Genomic DNA, 16,473 nt, shown 5'->3' with positions numbered 1-16,473 from the left:
CTGGCGTAAAGCAGTAGGTATATATATCTTTACGCAAATCCGTCTGGGAGTTTAATTCCTTTGACGGAAACTCTGGTTGATTATTTACAAAGGCCCAGAGATACCTTGTTTGCGAATCATTAAAAAGTGCAACAGCATAAATACTGCAATCAACCAAGGTAGGACGAAAGTATGTAGGCTGTAAAAACGCGTTAGGGTGGCTTGACCAACACTAGCACCGCCTCTTAATAATTCAACCATTTGATCGCCGACTACGGGAATGGCTGCGGGGACACCAGATACAATTTTTACCGCCCAATAACCAACTTGATCCCAAGGAAGAGAATAGCCAGTTACCCCAAAGCTAACTGTCAGTACTGCCATGATTACTCCAGTAATCCAGGTCAGCTCACGGGGCTTTTTAAAACCACCAGTTAGGTAAACGCGGAAAGTATGTAAAATCATCATCAAGACCATCATGCTGGCTGACCAGCGATGGATTGAGCGAATTAACCAGCCAAAGCTGACTTCGTTCATGAGGTACTCAACTGATGTAAATGCTTCAGCGACGCTGGGTTTGTAATAAAAAGTCATGCAGAATCCAGTCGCAAACTGAATTAGAAAGCAAACTAGAGTAATACCGCCCAAGCAATAAAAAATATTGACATGGGGTGGTACATATTTACTGCTGATGTCATCGGAGATTGCTTGAATTTCCAGACGCTCATCAAACCACTGAAAAGTTTTTGAATCTGTTACTTGTTTAGAAAACATGAAGCCTTATAGATTAGCTAACAAAAAATAGTTATGGATGGGTTTACCGATTAGACTTGCAGAGCTTGGCATCAATCTACAATCTCAGAATTATTGGCTGGGAAGATAGCATTTACAATACCGCTATACAAAGTCTCAGGTAGCAAATGCGTGCTTTATTAAAGTTTATCTGTTCAGGAACAGAAATTGCGCATTATGTATATTTGCTGTTTAAGTCCACAATAGAGCCAAACCATACTAGGGATGCTTTAGCTCTATATGAGAGAATGTAACATAGCTTTAAGCTATGATGTCTTTATTTATTGTCGTATTATACGCCAATTTTAGCTAGGGATAACTAGATATCCTGCAACAGATTGACAGTTAAAATAATCCACCTCAAAAAACAACCTCGATTAATACGTAACAATTAATTAAGAATTGCTAAATTTAAAATAATAGTCAATAGTCAAGATATAGCCTTACTTAATCTCTACTACTTATGGTCAAAAAAGTTTTTTCCTTTGCTTTAGCAGTACTTTTCTGGATTGGTTCTTTTTGCTGGTATACCCCTGATGCTCAAGCCTTCACAGAGGAGCAAAAGTTACTGTTGCAATCTTGGCGAATTGTCAATCAGTCTTACTTAGATGAAACCCTCAACCATCAAAACTGGTGGAAGTTAAGAGAAACATTTATTAAAAAGCCGTTACGCGATCGCGAAGAGACTTATGATGCTATAGAAGAAATGCTGGCAACTCTAGACGATCCTTTTACGAGATTACTTAGACCAGAGCAGTATCATAGTTTACAAGTCAACACTTCAGGAGAACTTTCGGGTGTGGGGCTACAGATTAATGTTAACCCCGAAACTAAATTAATCGAAGTAATTTCTCCTTTGGCTGGTTCTCCTGCCGAAGCAGCAGGAATTGAACCAAGAGACAGCATTCTAGAAATTGATGGAGTAGATGCTAAAACCATAACTTTAGATGAAGCAGCAGCAATGATGCGTGGGGCAAGAGGGAGTAAAGTATCTCTAAGAATCCAGTCTGGTCAAGATCGAGCTGCTAAACCGCGTAATGTAGAAATAGTACGCGATCGCATTTCTCTCAATCCTGTTTATACTGCTTTGGATACCAATACCGACAAAAAAGTTGGTTACGTGCGTTTAAATCAGTTCAGTGCCAATGCGGCGAAGGAAATTGCTCACGGGGTTAACAAGTTAGAAAAGCAGGGTGCAGAGGCTTATATTCTCGATCTGCGGAATAATCCTGGCGGTTTGTTACAGGCGGGGATAGAAATCGCTCGCATGTGGATTGATAACGGTACGATTGTTTATACCGTGAATCGTCAAGGAGCTTTAGGTAGCTTTGAATCTAATAATGAAATTTTAACGGCAGATCCGTTAGTAGTTTTGGTCAACCAGGGTACTGCTAGTGCTAGTGAAATTCTAGCTGGTGCATTACAAGATAATGAGAGAGCTTTATTAGTGGGGGAAAAAACTTTTGGCAAGGGACTAATTCAATCTTTATTTGAGTTGCCCGACGGTGCAGGTTTAGCTGTAACAGTAGCCAAATATGAAACTCCGAACCATACTGATATCAATAAGCTCGGGATTATGCCCGATGACGTAATTACCCAGCAACCAATTACCTATGCGCAAATTGCTACGTCAGCCGATCAGCAATACCAAGAGGCATTAAGGCTGGTAACAGGTGGAGTAAGTGTTTTAGCTAAGGCAGAATAACGAAGTGCGATATGCCCTAAAGGACTAACTTCGTGTCGCGGAGCGGTATCTCCAACTATGCGAGACAAGTCCTTTAGGACGTGACGATAGGAGCTAGTCCTTTAGGGTATCCTTTAGGATAAAGTCGGAAACTAAAAGCGATCGCTTGATTCAGGCATGGCATATTTAGTCTAGTGTAAAATATTCTGATTAAGAATAAAACGAAATTTTAGCAAGAGATTTAATCAGATGTTTAACTTTAAGGGAACAAAACCCAGCAATTTAGGAGTTAAAGATGGTAAGTTAGCCCCTTGTCCTGGAACTCCTAACTGTGTCAATAGTCAAAGTGATAATGCTCAAGCAAAAATTGAACCTTTGCCTGCGGTATCTATTGCCGAGATTAAAACAGTAGTAGATAGCATGGAGGGGGCTACCATTATTGAAGAAAATGAGAACTATCTTTATGCTGAGTTTAAAAGTAAGCTCATGGGCTATGTAGATGATGTAGAATTTTATCTTGGCTCTGATGCCAATGGCGTTCAAGTACGCTCTGCCTCTAGGTTGGGGAAATCCGATTTAGGAGTCAATCGCAAGCGAGTTGAAGAAATTAGAAGCAAACTGAAAAAATAATTGGTGGGCAAAGATCTTTCCTGAAATGTTGATTACTCTGGTTGATCTTGCCCAACCGATGAAAACGCGATCGCTTTATTCAATAGCCATACTGGAGCTCGATTTTTTCCAGCTACTTTTTCTAGTATAGCCCTACGTAAAAACGTTAGGACATCTTTGAAATACTACTTCCTATTTCCTATTTCCTTCTTACGAAATTTCCTTATCCGAAGGTGTACCCTTTAGGGCAACGCGGGGAACCCGCGCGACGCGAAGGACGCGAGCTTGCGAGCTAATCCTTTAGGGCTAGTCCTTTAGGGCAACGGAATTTCGCGCTACTTACGAGCCAATTACTATTAATGTCCTAATCTAACTTTGTACGGCTATATTAATGAATCCTACCAACAAAAAAAGCCTGTAGAAAGGTTAATCTACAGGCTAAATACAACTAATTGCTGATTGCTTACTGTCTAAGCTTCATCCAAAGCAACGATACCAGGCAGAGTTTTACCTTCCAGCAATTCTAGACTTGCACCACCACCAGTAGAGATGTGACTCATTTTTTCTGCTACACCAACTTTTTCGACCGCAGCGACGGAATCACCACCACCAATGATGGTAACCGCATCAGATTTACCTGCTAGAGTATGGGCGATCGCTTCTGTTCCCGCAGCAAACTTATCAAATTCAAATACACCCATGGGGCCATTCCAAATTACGGCGTTGCAGTCAGCCAAAGCATCTTGAAACACTTTAATGGAATCGGGGCCAATATCTAGTCCCATCCAGCCATCTGGAATATTTTCAATACTTACGGTTTGAGCATTAGCATCAGGAGCAAAATTATCAGCTACCACAACGTCAGTCGGTAACAGCAATTCTACACCTTGTTCTTTGGCTTTAGCTTCTAAGGATTTAGCTAGCTCTAGTTTATCCTCTTCTACCAAAGAATTACCTACGCTCAAGCCACGAGCTTTATAGAAAGTAAAGATCATCCCGCCACCAATCAGCAGCTTGTCGCACTTATCTAATAAAGTTTCAATTACACCAATTTTGCTCGAAACTTTAGAACCACCAATAATCGCTGCCAAAGGACGTTTAGGATTATCAACTGCATCTTGAAGATAGTCTAATTCTTTCTCAATCAAGTAACCAGCAACGCTAGGACTTAAATAATGAGTTACGCCTTCAGTGGAAGCATGAGCGCGGTGAGCCGTACCAAATGCCTCGTTAACGTATAAATCTGCATTAGCAGCTAGCTGTTTAGCAAATTCAGGGTCATTTGCTTCTTCTTCATTATGAAAACGTAGGTTTTCTAACAAGACAACCTGACCATTGCTCATGGCATTAACAATAGAAGCTACGCTGTCGCCAATACAATCATCACACTTAGTCACATCTTGTCCTAATAGCTCAGAAAGTCTTTCAGCCACGGGAGTAAGGCGTAATTCTTCTTTCACCGCACCCTTGGGACGACCCATGTGGCTACATAAGATAACTTTACCGCCCTTGCCCACTAAATCTTGAATGGTGGGTAATGCAGCTTTGATGCGAGTATCATCGGTAATGTTGCCACTATCATCTAAGGGAACATTAAAATCGGCTCTTACTAAAATTCTTTTTCCAGAAATATCTGCTTCGGTTAAACTCGCGACAGTCTTCTTAGCCACTACAACTTTCCTCCTAATTGCTTGTTAAATAAATTAATAAAAATCACCCAAGTTCAACGATGAACATAAAATAAATTTTAAAATTGGGGCTAGGATTAATCTACCAGAGGGACTGCACTAAAGGAAGCATCCTACTACAGTAATTATTCGGCAAGGGAAGAAGCGCGATCGCCAAGACGACTTTGAGCGTGTTTTATGAGCTTAAAATAAAGCGATCGCTATAAGAATTTAAGATCTCATTGCAAGTCTCGGCTAGATATTTTGTACCCACTCAAGAGATAACTTTTTCTGCGATCGCACACAATCTTGGAGGTAGAGATTTATTAGACTCTGATATGGAACTCCCATCTCTTCAGATAAACCCTTGAAATAATCTATAACTTCTTCTTCAAGTCGAATCGTCACCTGCTTCTTGAGTTTCTTGAAGTATGGATTCTGAACTGAGTCAGAGAAATCGTACTCGTCTTTCATAATAAAAAGCTGCGGTATCGCATTTAAATTGTGTTGCGAGTATTTCTATATACCACTCTCTTAGATATGCGATCGCCAAGACAACTTTGAGCGTATTTTATGAGCCTAAAATAATGGGATTGCAATACTAATCTCGACCGTTATTAATTCATCAATAATGGATTGGCGATCGCCATAGATATTTGTTGTCGGGTTTCACTTCGTCCTGTTTATAAAATTGGAGATCGCACCTTTTATGTGTGGAGATAGAAAAGCGATTAGGCTTCCCTAAAGGACTAGCTCCGCGTCGCGCCTACGCTTCGCGATCGCGTTATCAAATAGAAAGATGATCTAAAACTTAGTGCTTCTAGCAAACCAGCCTATTACAGCAGCAATAATAATAAATGCTATTTGTCTCCAGTTCTTGAGTTCACCAAACTTTTCTGAAATGTCAGGTAATTTACTCTCTACGGTACCCAATCGTTTCTCCGTTGAATCTACTTTGGTTTCTACCGCTATCAGCCTTTTATCGATTGAGTCTACTTTTTCAGTCAACTTCTCAACCTTGCCATCGAGTTGATCAAAGCGATCGCTAATCAGAGTTTTGAGTTCTTTTAGATCTGTACTTTGTTTGGTTGCCATTAGTATACTATGAGTAAGTTTTAGCTTGGGAAAGCTTCTAGATGACCGTCAGGAGGCTTCCCTTTCAATTTTATTATCTCACTCTAGCTATTAATGAATAGTACGATCTGTGACTTTTGCGATCGCCTTTTTCATGGGTAGAGTATAGAAAAGCGATTAGGCTCCCCTAAAGGACTAGCTCCGCGTCGCGCCTACGCTTCGCGATCGCTCATAATCTAGCCGTAATGATATTTACAAGACAGAATGATTATTTCCTCATTAGTCACTTTATAAACTAGACGATGCTCGCGATCTATTCTTCTTGACCAATAACCACTAAGATCGTGCTTTAATGCTTCTGGTTTTCCCAAACCTTGAAAAGGATGGCGATTAATATCTTTGATCAGTTCGATAATTTTGCGATGTATTTTTTTGTCTAACTTTACCCAATCATTGAAATCTGCAAACGCAGACGATTCAAAGACTATTCTTCTGCTCATTACAAGTCTTCTAAGTCAATTTCAACCAAATTAGTCTTGTTGTCAACATTGGTCTTAGCTTGCATCAATCTTTGTCTGTTTACGTCAGACTGAAGTAAATATTCCGTTTCATTTACTTCGTAAATAATAATCTCAATATCTTTATCTTTGTAAGTCTCTTTCAAACCAGCTATAAATTTTTCATCTAATTCATTAGCTTTTAATCTATATGAACTTTGCATTATGGTTAAAATTCAGTCGATTTTACCAACATAATATAACATTTGTCTTAACCTCATTAGAGCTGGCAAATTTTATAGTGATGCGATCGCATTTTTAATATGTAGAGATGGAAAAGCGATCGCTATAATAGTTAGTCTGATAAACCTAGCCAGCTTTTGAGAGCAAGATCTAATTTTTGAGCATCAGGCTTTTGCAGTTTGCCAATAATTTTAATAACTAGCTTTTGATCGATCGTATAAATACTTTTAACTGCACTAGAGACATTTAATCCTGGTGCTTGCCAATCAACTAAAACAAATTCTTCTGACAATAAAGAATTTGTTTTACTTGTGATGGGAACTATTAAAATCTTCTGGGAAATATGCCGAGTGTTAACTATAATAGCAGGTCTAACTTTAGAGTTAGATAAATCAGAAAAAGGATAACGAACTAAGATAACATCATTCTTTAAGTAGTTCGGCATAGATATCATCCTCTGAATTATGCCAAACTTTATCTAAAGAAACTTGGCTAGTTTTACTCCAAAATTCTGTTTCTTGATCGGGTAAAACTGTCACTAAAACTCTTGTTCCTTCAGGAAGTTCTAATTCATCTAATATTTCGATTTTTCCTTGGCGCACAGTTGCTATCAATGTTTTTAACATTTATTTATTTTGGCAAGTTTCTGATTGTAAATTATAATTTTAGCTGCACCTACGAGATGCGATCGCGTCTTTTATGTGTAGAGATAGAAAAGCGATCTCTAATACACAATCATTCGCTCTTTGCTTTTTGTCCATTCCAGAGAAAATCAGACAGCAAGAAAGAATTAGTTTCCAGATCGGCTTTGAGCGTCCGATTCTCCTCTATCAAACGTCATGTCGATCGTTTACTTGCATTCAAAAGATGCGATTAGAGAATTTTCTTTTAGTAATCGTTTAAGCTGGGAAGATGCTTCTGATTCTTGGCGGACATGAAAATCGATAAACAAACCAATTACCTCCGCTATGATTGAGCGATTTTGAGATTGTGGTTGAGTGGGCGGAAAATCTAAAGCAGTAACTTGTAAAGTAGGGTCAAGGCGATCGACAACAGAAAAGTGATTTGCTCCTGCCAATAAAACTAAATAAGAATCAGCTTGTTCTCTCGAAATAGCTTCTCTAAATGTTCGTACAATAGGAGTTGCTGCGGTTTCCCATTCATTGACACCATAGATATGGCTATTATTAGCAATTACTCCGTCTTCAGTACCTCCAAGCAGCAACATCGGTGTAGAATTCGGCAAAGATAGAATAGTATTAGGCTCGTATCCTACTTGAATTGGAGCAGCAGTGTGCGCTCCGTAACTAAAAGCAGCAGTTACTTGGCTAAAAAATTGAGTGTTAGCATTTTCTAAAGCTATCCTCCCGCCAGCAGAATGTCCGCCTAATACAATCTTTTGCAAATCTAACAGATCTTTAAGTACATCCATTGTATTTAACTGCTTTAATTCAGCTAAAAGTGCAGGTAAAGCCAAAGCGGAGGGAATAGTACCATAGACATTAGGTGACAATGCAGCAAAATCAACACCAGGAGTGAGTGAAATGCTACCAGGAAAGCTTTCTCCTAACCAGTTAAACAAAACTACTACCAGCCCACGAGGAACTAATTTGAGCGCTAACCACTCGTACATTGCTAAATTGCAATTAACACCACTAAAGAAAATTACTACGGGAAAAGGAGCTTTAGCTCGATCGGCAGGGTACGAAGAGAATATCTGCTGATTATCTGGAGTTGATGCTGGATAAAATACCTTAAGCTGTATTGTGTCGTATGGTGGTTGAGCATTTTCGACTTTCGTAGCTTTCCAAAAAGCTTTAACATTCATATTTTTTATGTTTTATTGAATATGAGTTTGGTTACATTTTAGAATGTTGCCTAAAAAACCAGCTTTAAGTTCCTCCCTTCATTGTGCATAATCTACCGCCAAAAGCTTATTTTGCTTAGTTTGGGCTTTAGATGAAGATTTAATCTTTCAAAAAGAACGAAGTCCCCCATTGTTGGGAGACTTGAACATTGCAGACTTAGGGGCAAAATCCCCAAGAGCTAAAGTACCGCAGCGGCAGCCTTAACTCCAGATTTGGGTTCAAAATCATGACCAAGCTCAGTTAAAGTCGCTTCTAGACAAGAAATGACCGTTAAGATATCGCGATCGCTGACAAAGCCTAGATGACCCACGCGGAAAATCTTACCTTTAAGATGATCCTGTCCACCAGCTAGAGCAATATCGTATTTCTGACGCATGGTAGATCTAATTGCTTCAGCATCATCGCTCATGATTGCTGTTACTGCTGTACTTGCTGCATTATCAGGCGCTAGGAGATTTAACCCCATTGCTTTAGCAGCATCGCGAGTAGCATTGGTCAAGCGTAGATGACGGGCAAAAATATTTTCTAAACCTTCTTGCTGCATCATTTCTAAAGCGGTTTGTAATCCAAACATCAGGTTGATGGGAGGAGTAAAGGGACTGCTATTTTTAGCATTGGCTTTTTTGTATTTACCCAAGTCCATGTAGAAACGAGGAAACTTACTAGTTTCATAAGCCTTCCACGCTTTGTCACTGACTGAAATAAAGCCCAAACCTGGGGGAATCATATAGCCTTTCTGGGAACCAGATGCCACTACGTCTAATCCCAAGTCATCGATGGGGATATTATAAGCACCTAAACTAGTAACAGCATCAACAATAATTAAAGCTTCGCCGTGAGCTTTTACGTGCTGGTTAATCGTTTCTAAGTCGTTGAGTACCCCTGCGGATGTTTCCGAGTGAGTAATGACCACCGCTTTGATCTCTTTGTTGGTATCTGCTTCTAACTTAGCGCGAATTTCTTCGGTGTCTAGAGGCTTACCCCATTGGGCCGTAATCCGTTCGGTGTTCATGCCAAACACTTCGCAGATCTGCGCCCAGCGATCGCCAAACTTACCGTTGACACCAACCAAAACGCGATCGCCAGGACTGAGGAAGTTAATCATGCCCGCTTCCATTGCCCCCGTACCTGATACGTTAAGGGAAAGCACTTCGTTTTTAGTCTGATGTAGCCATTTTAAATTCTGATTAATCTCGGCAATAATTTGACTAAAATCACCACTACGATGGCCGATCGGGTGTTTGCCTAGAGAAACCAATACTTTCGCTGGGACTGGAGTGGGCCCAGGAATCATTAACATATGCTTGTCTTCCATGAAGTCTTCCTTATTATTCAGCTAACCAGGTCGTTTATTTTATCTTATGGCAAGGACGCATGTACATCGACCAAAAAAAAAGTAGTCAATAGGATTGAAAAACTAATGAGTAAAACCACTGTGGGCGAAGCAATTTGCCTAGGCTATCTTGAGTGAAAGTTTAGCTTAAGATAGTATTTGAAGAATTAATTATGCGAAAAATAACGCTAGCATTAGCTATAGCAACTTCTATCTTTACTTGTAGCGAAAAATGTCTTGCTAATGACTTTCAGCAGCTCATTTCTGGCAAACAAGCACCTCTAACAAAACAATTCAAAGATTTAGATGACTCTTGGCGACAAGTAGCGATTAGTGGTCAGTATGAAATGGCAGACCTGATGAAGTCTTGGACTAGTCTTTTTGGTGCTGATATTTATAATAATATTTATTACACTCAAGGTAAAACAGTTAAGGTTAACGATGAAATCTATTTAGTTGCCTATCGCCTAGCAACTTCAGGCGAACCCTTGAATATTAACTCCCTGCTAGAAAATTTTATGGGTTCTACGGCTGCTTTAACAGGAGGTGATTGCGCTTCAATTACAGCTACTGAAAAAATCACGCCAGAAACTACTGTTGCCTTATCTCTCTTGAATTTAAAAACCATTGGTAGTTTAAATAATGTTCGCCCTTTTGATCTCAAGACGGATTTAGCGATGCTCGAAAAAGCTGAACAGCAATCAAAAGAAGCATGTGAGCAAGCAAATTTAGTAGCAGTTAACTCCCAGGTTGAATCTCATCTACAAAGCTTAGGTAGTGCTTTGCGCAGTTATGCTGAGCAAAATGAGTATAAATTGCCAGATATGAGTAGTCTAGAGACAGTTAAGCTGGCATTGCAAGATTTTGTCTATGACGAATCTGTGTTTTATCATCCAAAAACTCAAGAACCTTATTTAGTGAATGCTTTTTTATCCGCCCAAAATTTAGTAGATCTCGACAATGAGACGCCAATTGTCGCTTTTTATGAGGCAAGCCCCGCAGCAGATGGAAGTATTGGTGTAGTTTGTACTGATGGTTTATATCAAAGAGTTCAACCAGAGGATTGGGCAGCAGTTAAGCAAGCTTCTAAATTGCCTTAAAGACTAACTTGAATTAAGAGATAAGATTTCTTATCAAGAACAATTAAGCACAGGATATTATGTATAGTGTTTCATGGGAAGATAAAAATCTGCTTTTCTAAAACGAAATCGAGGTTTTTACAATGGCTCAACTTAGATTAGGCGACACTGTGCCTGATTTTACTCAAGATTCCAGCATGGGAGAAATCTCCTTTTATGAATGGGCTGGAGATAGCTGGGTAGTTCTCTTCTCACACCCTGCTGACTACACTCCTGTCTGTACCACTGAATTAGGTGAAGTTGCTAAACTCAGATCTGAATTTGACAAGCGTAATGTTAAAACAATTGCTTTGAGCGTTGATGATGCTGACTCTCACCAGGGTTGGATTTGTGACATTGACGAAACTCAAGGAACAAAAGTTGACTATCCAATCTTGGCAGATGGAGATAAAAAGGTTTGTGACCTTTATGACATGATTCATCCGAATGCCGATGCCAAGGTAACAGTGCGTTCTGTGTTCATTATTGATCCCAACAAAAAATTACGCCTCACCTTAACTTATCCCCCAAGTACAGGTCGTAATTTCCCCGAAATTCTCAGAGTTATCGATTCCTTGCAGCTAACTGATAATTATTCAGTTGCTACTCCCGTTAACTGGAAAGATGGTGAAGACGTAGTAGTTTCTCCCGCTATTCCTACTGACCAAGCAAGACAGAAATTTCCTAAAGGAGTTGATGAAATTAAGCCTTATTTACGGATGACTCCTCAACCAAATAAGTAAGGTTGTGTGACGATTACAATCAGCGATTAGGGTGGGTATTACCTGCCCTTTTTTATGGCGCAATAAGACGATTTTAGGTAATATGCGATCGCTCTTAAGATTTTCGTTGAGCGTATGATTAAACTAGAGGATTAACAGCAATTAGGAGGCGCTAATTATATGTTGTGGGGCATGGAGCTATCTTATACTGAAGAAGAAATTTTGCGTAAGTATTTTCCAGTTCTGAAAAAATATGGAGTTTATTTTGATGCAGAAATTTGTGATTTGATTGAAAACTGCAACAATAATTTAGAGAGTAAAATTCAGTCTTTTATTGGCTGGTTTCTTGGTTTAGAGTATTGGGCTTTAATCCAAAATAAAAAACTAGTTCTTCCTGATGCCAATGAAATTTTATGCCAAGCTTTAACTGAAGAATGGTATCCGACTGACTTTCAGAAAGAAAGGTTAATGGAAGCTGGTTTATATGCTTACGACATCGCAATTAGAGAAAAATTGGCTAAAATAGATTTCTTTAGAGCGATCGCCTATTATGTTCCTCATAACTCCAAAAGAATTGAGTTTTTCTACTGTGGCGAAATGATTTGGGCAGACAATATCATTGAAATTCTCAAGGTTTCTAACGAAGAATTAATTGAAATGTATCAGTCTAAAGTAAATCTGCACCAAGAAAATCTACAAAAGCTTGGAATCGCTTAGGATTGAAACTGATAATCAAGTTAAAAATTCTAAATGCCGTATGCTACTTAATCAAATCGCTAAATTCTTCTTGTTAGGAGTGACTCTGGTTAGCGCTTGTAGTAGTTGTAGTGGTAATTTGTTAACCCAGCCAGAGATTATTCCTGGAGGTATTAACAGTAATTCTCCCGAAGAATACCCCGACTATAGCCAAGATGGTCGTTATTTAGCTTTTGCTTCGGATAGGCGCGGTCAAAGAGATATTTTTCTCTACGATCTTCAGGAAAAACGTTTGATCTCTTTACCCAATCTTAATCGCCGAGATTCTACACAAGATCAACCTGCTTTAAGCTCAAATGGTCGCTATATTGCCTATGTATCCACCGAAAGAGGTAAAAGTGATATTTTTGTTTACGATCGCCAACAGCAAAAAACTGAATTGTTAACGGTTAATGTTAAAGGCTCTGCCCAGCAGCCTACTATTAGTGGTGATGGTAGTCAAGTTGCTTTTCAGGCTAGTCAGTTAGGACAGTGGAAAATCGTTATTGTTAAGCATAAAGTCGATAGTAATTAGGAAAAGCTGCGCGTCATTTTTTAGGGCTTTTTTTGTCGCTTTTTTTCTGACTATATTCTTGACGACGTAAACGCAACTGAATATCTTCCAGTAACTGACGATTTACCCCCATTAAATCGGCGATTAACCCAAATATCCACAGCTGAACGCCAATGAGAATCAACATAGCCGCCAGGATTAAACTAGGTACGCGGGGTTTAGCAGGATCGTCGCCGATAATTCCCCAAAATAACCATAGCCAACGACAGCAAAGTAAAAATCCGAGACTAAAAGGGACACTTCCCAGCAGCATAAAGAACTTTAGCGGACGATAAGTCATAAAGATCCGCACAATGGTTAGAATAGAGCGCTGAACATAAGTAGAGATATTTTTAACTAACCGAGAAGGACGCAGAAAGCCGTTGGTACGGATGGGAACAGAAGTAATGATTAAACCCTTTTGACCAGCTTGAATAATAGTTTCTAAGGTGTAGGTATATTCATTGAAAACGTTCAGCCTCAAAGCAGCCTCTCTACTGATGGCTCGAAAACCGCTGGGAGCATCAGGAATCTGGGTTTGACTAGCCAGACGAACGACAAAACTACCTAAATTTTGCAGCAATTTTTTGATGGGGGAAAAATGTTGAATTGACTGAATTGGTCTAGCACCAATCACGATCTCAGCATATCCCTCTAAAATCGGCGCAATTAACTTAGGAATATCGGCTGCACAGTATTGATTATCGGCATCGGTATTGACAATAATATCTGCTCCCGCCTCAAGACAAGCCTCGATTCCCGCCATAAAGCCTTTAGCCAAACCTTGATTAGACTGTAAATTAACAATATGGTCAACACCACAAGCTTGTGCTACTTCTAAAGTGCGATCGCGACTACCATCATTGATAATCAGCCACTCCACCCGATCGATACCAGGTAATTGCCGAGGAAGTTGCGATAAGGTTAACCCTAGAGTTGCCTCCTCGTTATAGCAAGGAATTTGAATAATCAGTTTCATATTGTTTTTGTTGCCAAGGCAAACCGTATCTTTAAGAAGATGAGCCTAGATTGTTCATTGTTCATTGCTACTGCGCTCGATCGTCCAAAAAGGGAAGGTTTGACTGGGATTGATCACTACGCCGTTAATATCGTTTTGCGCAAAGGCATAATCTTTAGTCTGCCAAAGGGGAATATAAGGTACATCCTGACTCATTACTTCCTGTAATTGAACTAAAATTGCTTGGCGCTTAGCGACATCTTGTTCCTGTCGAGATTGCTCGATTAGCTGGTTAGCGCGATCGCTATAATAGAATGAACCACGACTTTGTGCTGCACCCGATTTACAACCAGTCTTAGCTGAACCCTGGCTACAGCCGAGAAAAGGCTGAAGATAATTATCTGGATCGAGAAAGTCTGGATACCAATCGACTAAAGCAGCAGGATATATTCCCTGACTGAGATTGCTAAAAAAGGAAGCCGACTCTACACTCTGGGGAACAAACTGCACTATTCCTCCTAGTTCACTTTCGGCATAGGCTTTAATCGTTTCTGCCACAATCCCCCTGGTAATTGAGCCGCTGGGATGCCAAATTTCGACGATCGCTGGATTTTGCGCGGAATAACCTGCTTTGGTGAGCAATTCTTTGGCTTTAGCCGTATTAGCTTCACCATATAGTTTTTTAAATGTCGGTTCATAAGCAGCAAATGCTGTGGGTACAAGACTATAAATCGGTTCAGCTTGTCCTTTTAAAACTCTTTCGTTGATTAAACCACGATTAATGCTCGCAGCGATCGCCTGACGCACTTCTGGCTGGTTTAAGGGTTCTTGCTGTAGATTCAAGACGAGATAGTTAACCACTGTTCCCGAACCTTCAATTGCCTGATGCTCTGTTTTCTTTTCTAGTAGGCTTTCTATTTGCTGAGGATCGAGAGACTGATAGGCTACGTCAACTGCTTTGGTTTCAAAGCTATTAAACAAGTTAGCTGAATTTCCGCCATAAACCTGTAAATTAATGCCTTGATTGGCTGGCGCTTCACCCCAATAATTAGGATTGCGATCGAGACCGATCGAATCGCTTTTGAACTGACTTAGTTTATATCTGCCTGTCCCCACTAACTTATTGGGATTAAATTCTCCTGCACCTATCTTGTAGGCTTGGGGTGATACAGCACAAGCACCTGGAAAAGCGAGTAATGCGGGAAAAGCAGCAAAGGGTTGTTTGAGGGTAATTTTTAGCTCGTATTCACCTGTTGCTTCCACTGACTTAATCACATCGCCTAACAGGAAAGCAGGTTTTCCGCCATTTTCGATAAAACGTTGCAGCGAAAACGCCATCGCCTTAGCATTAAACACTGCACCATCATGAAAAGTTACCCCTGTTCTCAAAGGAATGGTGTAAATCAAACCAGCTTCGTCAATGACTGGCATGGCAGTTGCTAAGAGTGGCTTAATGTTTGTGGTGCCGACTTCGTAGGTATAAAGACTTTCTGCCACATTATAAAGAATGTTTAACCCTGCTATTTCGTAGCTATCTGCGGGATCGAGAGTGCGTGGCTTTAAAGTTGTACCGACAGAAATACGATTACTATCAATTGGCTTTGTCTCCGACTGATTTTGACTGTTGCACCCCACCGCCAAGATAAAACAAAAAGAAAATAGAATTAGATATTTACCTAAATATTTACTGATTTTTCTCAGTCGTTGCCCAATGCCAGAAAATCGATTAGTACTCATTACCTAGTAAGATTTAAAAGTCTATCCCGCATGATACTGGGTAATTAAACAAATCGTCCTCAGAAAACTAAAACTTTGACGCTACCGCCGTCGGAGACGGGGTCTAATACTTCTCGTTTAACAAATGCGGATTAATATATGAGGCTAGAAAAGTAACGAGTAACGAGTAACGAGTAACGCTACCTACTATTCACTACCTATTTGCGAAGTTTATGCTAAAGCACTAGCTACGCGTCGTCCTTTAGGACTACCTACTACTTAACTAATCAATAACAAAGCTTAAACGAGAAGTATTGAGATGGGGTCTTCCCGCGAGGAAACATAAAATCGACACAGAAGCGATCGCTTTTTTACAGGTTTGCTTAGATCTGCTTGATGAGTCCTAATTGCACTGAAAATTCTTTGCGTCTCTGCGTCTTTGCGCGAGATTTACAATCAAAATATTAAGTGCAAGTTTAAGGAGAAATGGTATGACAATTAAAATTACTGATTTTTATTTGCTGACATGGCAAAAATATTGCCCAAGACAACATATCGGGAACTTTTGCTCTTGCTATTACGTAGGAGAAAACGTTTAAAAGTTGTGGGAGAGTCGATGCTGCCATTACTACAGCCAGGGGATGAAATTCTGCTCGATCTCCATGCTTACCAAAAATATTTGCCTCAAATTGGTGACATTATAGTCACTCTACACCCGCTACAGGTCAATTTACCTATAGTCAAAAGAATTACCGCGCTCAAAGAGAATAATAGCTATTTTGTCACAGGAGATAACGCTGAAGCTAGCACTGACAGTCGCCACTGGGGAACGATAGAGTTCTCTGACATTATGGGCAAGGTTACTAGTAAATTTCACTAATGAATTTATTAGATGACTTGTAACTATCAAGAGTCGCAAACAACA

19 protein-coding genes are annotated in these 16,473 nt (G+C 39.8%); 7 read left to right on the top strand and 12 right to left on the bottom strand.

All coding sequences use genetic code 11. From position 1 onward, the window contains the following. Nucleotides 1-84: 84 nt before the first annotated feature. Nucleotides 85-753, bottom strand: a complete 669-nt coding sequence (locus tag KME09_12605) for a cytochrome b6 (protein MBW4534766.1) — start codon at nt 751-753, stop codon at nt 85-87. A gap of 481 nt (nt 754-1,234) precedes the next feature. On the opposite strand from KME09_12605, the gene KME09_12600 reads away from it, so the two are divergent. Then, nucleotides 1,235-2,476 (top strand): PDZ domain-containing protein, encoded by a 1,242-nt coding sequence (locus tag KME09_12600; protein ID MBW4534765.1) that lies wholly within the window; start codon nt 1,235-1,237, stop codon nt 2,474-2,476. A 228-nt stretch (nt 2,477-2,704) separates the two neighbouring features. After that, the gene (locus KME09_12595) at nt 2,705-3,085 is read left to right on the top strand and encodes a DUF1499 domain-containing protein (protein ID MBW4534764.1); all 381 of its coding nucleotides are present in this window, start codon (nt 2,705-2,707) and stop codon (nt 3,083-3,085) included. 449 nt (nt 3,086-3,534) lie between these two features. On the opposite strand, the gene KME09_12590 is transcribed toward KME09_12595, so the two are convergent. The 9 genes from KME09_12590 to KME09_12550 form a co-directional block, all read right to left on the bottom strand. Further along, complete coding sequence (locus tag KME09_12590; GenBank protein MBW4534763.1) at nt 3,535-4,734, bottom strand: phosphoglycerate kinase; 1,200 nt, start codon at nt 4,732-4,734, stop codon at nt 3,535-3,537. 252 nt (nt 4,735-4,986) lie between these two features. Next, entirely contained in the window at nt 4,987-5,205 is a 219-nt protein-coding gene (locus tag KME09_12585; protein MBW4534762.1) for a BrnA antitoxin family protein, read from the bottom strand. 330 nt (nt 5,206-5,535) lie between these two features. Further along, nucleotides 5,536-5,826, bottom strand: a complete 291-nt coding sequence (locus tag KME09_12580) for a DUF1664 domain-containing protein (GenBank protein ID MBW4534761.1) — start codon at nt 5,824-5,826, stop codon at nt 5,536-5,538. Between the two features lie 215 nt (nt 5,827-6,041). Next, nucleotides 6,042-6,305: a Txe/YoeB family addiction module toxin gene (locus KME09_12575; GenBank protein ID MBW4534760.1), complete on the bottom strand. Its 264-nt coding sequence runs from the start codon at nt 6,303-6,305 to the stop codon at nt 6,042-6,044. Continuing rightward, complete coding sequence (locus KME09_12570) at nt 6,305-6,526, bottom strand: hypothetical protein (GenBank protein MBW4534759.1); 222 nt, start codon at nt 6,524-6,526, stop codon at nt 6,305-6,307. The genes KME09_12575 and KME09_12570 overlap by 1 nt, the downstream gene beginning before the upstream one ends. Nucleotides 6,527-6,657: 131 nt before the next feature. Further along, the gene (locus KME09_12565; GenBank protein MBW4534758.1) at nt 6,658-6,990 is read right to left on the bottom strand and encodes a type II toxin-antitoxin system PemK/MazF family toxin; all 333 of its coding nucleotides are present in this window, start codon (nt 6,988-6,990) and stop codon (nt 6,658-6,660) included. Continuing rightward, nucleotides 6,968-7,171, bottom strand: a complete 204-nt coding sequence (locus KME09_12560) for a hypothetical protein (GenBank protein ID MBW4534757.1) — start codon at nt 7,169-7,171, stop codon at nt 6,968-6,970. Before KME09_12560 ends, KME09_12565 begins: the two co-directional genes overlap by 23 nt. Before the next feature lie 224 nt (nt 7,172-7,395). Then, complete coding sequence (locus tag KME09_12555; protein ID MBW4534756.1) at nt 7,396-8,373, bottom strand: dienelactone hydrolase; 978 nt, start codon at nt 8,371-8,373, stop codon at nt 7,396-7,398. A 218-nt stretch (nt 8,374-8,591) separates the two neighbouring features. Next, the gene (locus KME09_12550; GenBank protein ID MBW4534755.1) at nt 8,592-9,728 is read right to left on the bottom strand and encodes an alanine--glyoxylate aminotransferase family protein; all 1,137 of its coding nucleotides are present in this window, start codon (nt 9,726-9,728) and stop codon (nt 8,592-8,594) included. A gap of 191 nt (nt 9,729-9,919) precedes the next feature. Between KME09_12550 and KME09_12545 the strand changes: the two genes are divergently transcribed. The 4 genes from KME09_12545 to KME09_12530 all read left to right on the top strand — a co-directional run bounded on the left by KME09_12545 (nt 9,920) and on the right by KME09_12530 (nt 12,856). Beyond that, complete coding sequence (locus KME09_12545) at nt 9,920-10,846, top strand: hypothetical protein (GenBank protein ID MBW4534754.1); 927 nt, start codon at nt 9,920-9,922, stop codon at nt 10,844-10,846. Nucleotides 10,847-10,968: 122 nt separating this feature from the next. Beyond that, nucleotides 10,969-11,607 (top strand): peroxiredoxin, encoded by a 639-nt coding sequence (locus tag KME09_12540; GenBank protein MBW4534753.1) that lies wholly within the window; start codon nt 10,969-10,971, stop codon nt 11,605-11,607. 171 nt (nt 11,608-11,778) lie between these two features. Then, entirely contained in the window at nt 11,779-12,303 is a 525-nt protein-coding gene (locus tag KME09_12535) for a hypothetical protein (GenBank protein ID MBW4534752.1), read from the top strand. A gap of 40 nt (nt 12,304-12,343) precedes the next feature. Continuing rightward, a complete protein-coding gene (locus KME09_12530) occupies nt 12,344-12,856 on the top strand; it encodes a PD40 domain-containing protein (protein MBW4534751.1) in 513 nt (170 codons plus the stop codon). Nucleotides 12,857-12,869: 13 nt separating this feature from the next. On the opposite strand, the gene KME09_12525 is transcribed toward KME09_12530, so the two are convergent. Both KME09_12525 and KME09_12520 read right to left on the bottom strand, forming a co-directional pair. Continuing rightward, on the bottom strand, nt 12,870-13,853 hold the full coding sequence (locus KME09_12525; protein MBW4534750.1) for a glycosyltransferase family 2 protein: 984 nt from the start codon (nt 13,851-13,853) through the stop codon (nt 12,870-12,872). Between the two features lie 54 nt (nt 13,854-13,907). Then, nucleotides 13,908-15,569 (bottom strand): ABC transporter substrate-binding protein, encoded by a 1,662-nt coding sequence (locus tag KME09_12520; protein MBW4534749.1) that lies wholly within the window; start codon nt 15,567-15,569, stop codon nt 13,908-13,910. Between the two features lie 505 nt (nt 15,570-16,074). Here KME09_12520 and sodX point away from each other — a divergent pair. Beyond that, nucleotides 16,075-16,428, top strand: coding sequence for a nickel-type superoxide dismutase maturation protease (gene sodX / locus KME09_12515; GenBank protein MBW4534748.1), 354 nt, complete (start codon nt 16,075-16,077; stop codon nt 16,426-16,428). Nucleotides 16,429-16,473: the final 45 nt, after the last annotated feature.

Source organism: Pleurocapsa minor HA4230-MV1 (assembly GCA_019359095.1).
GTDB lineage: Bacteria > Cyanobacteriota > Cyanobacteriia > Cyanobacteriales > Xenococcaceae > Waterburya > Waterburya minor.
This window is presented reverse-complemented; position numbering and strand designations above follow the sequence as displayed.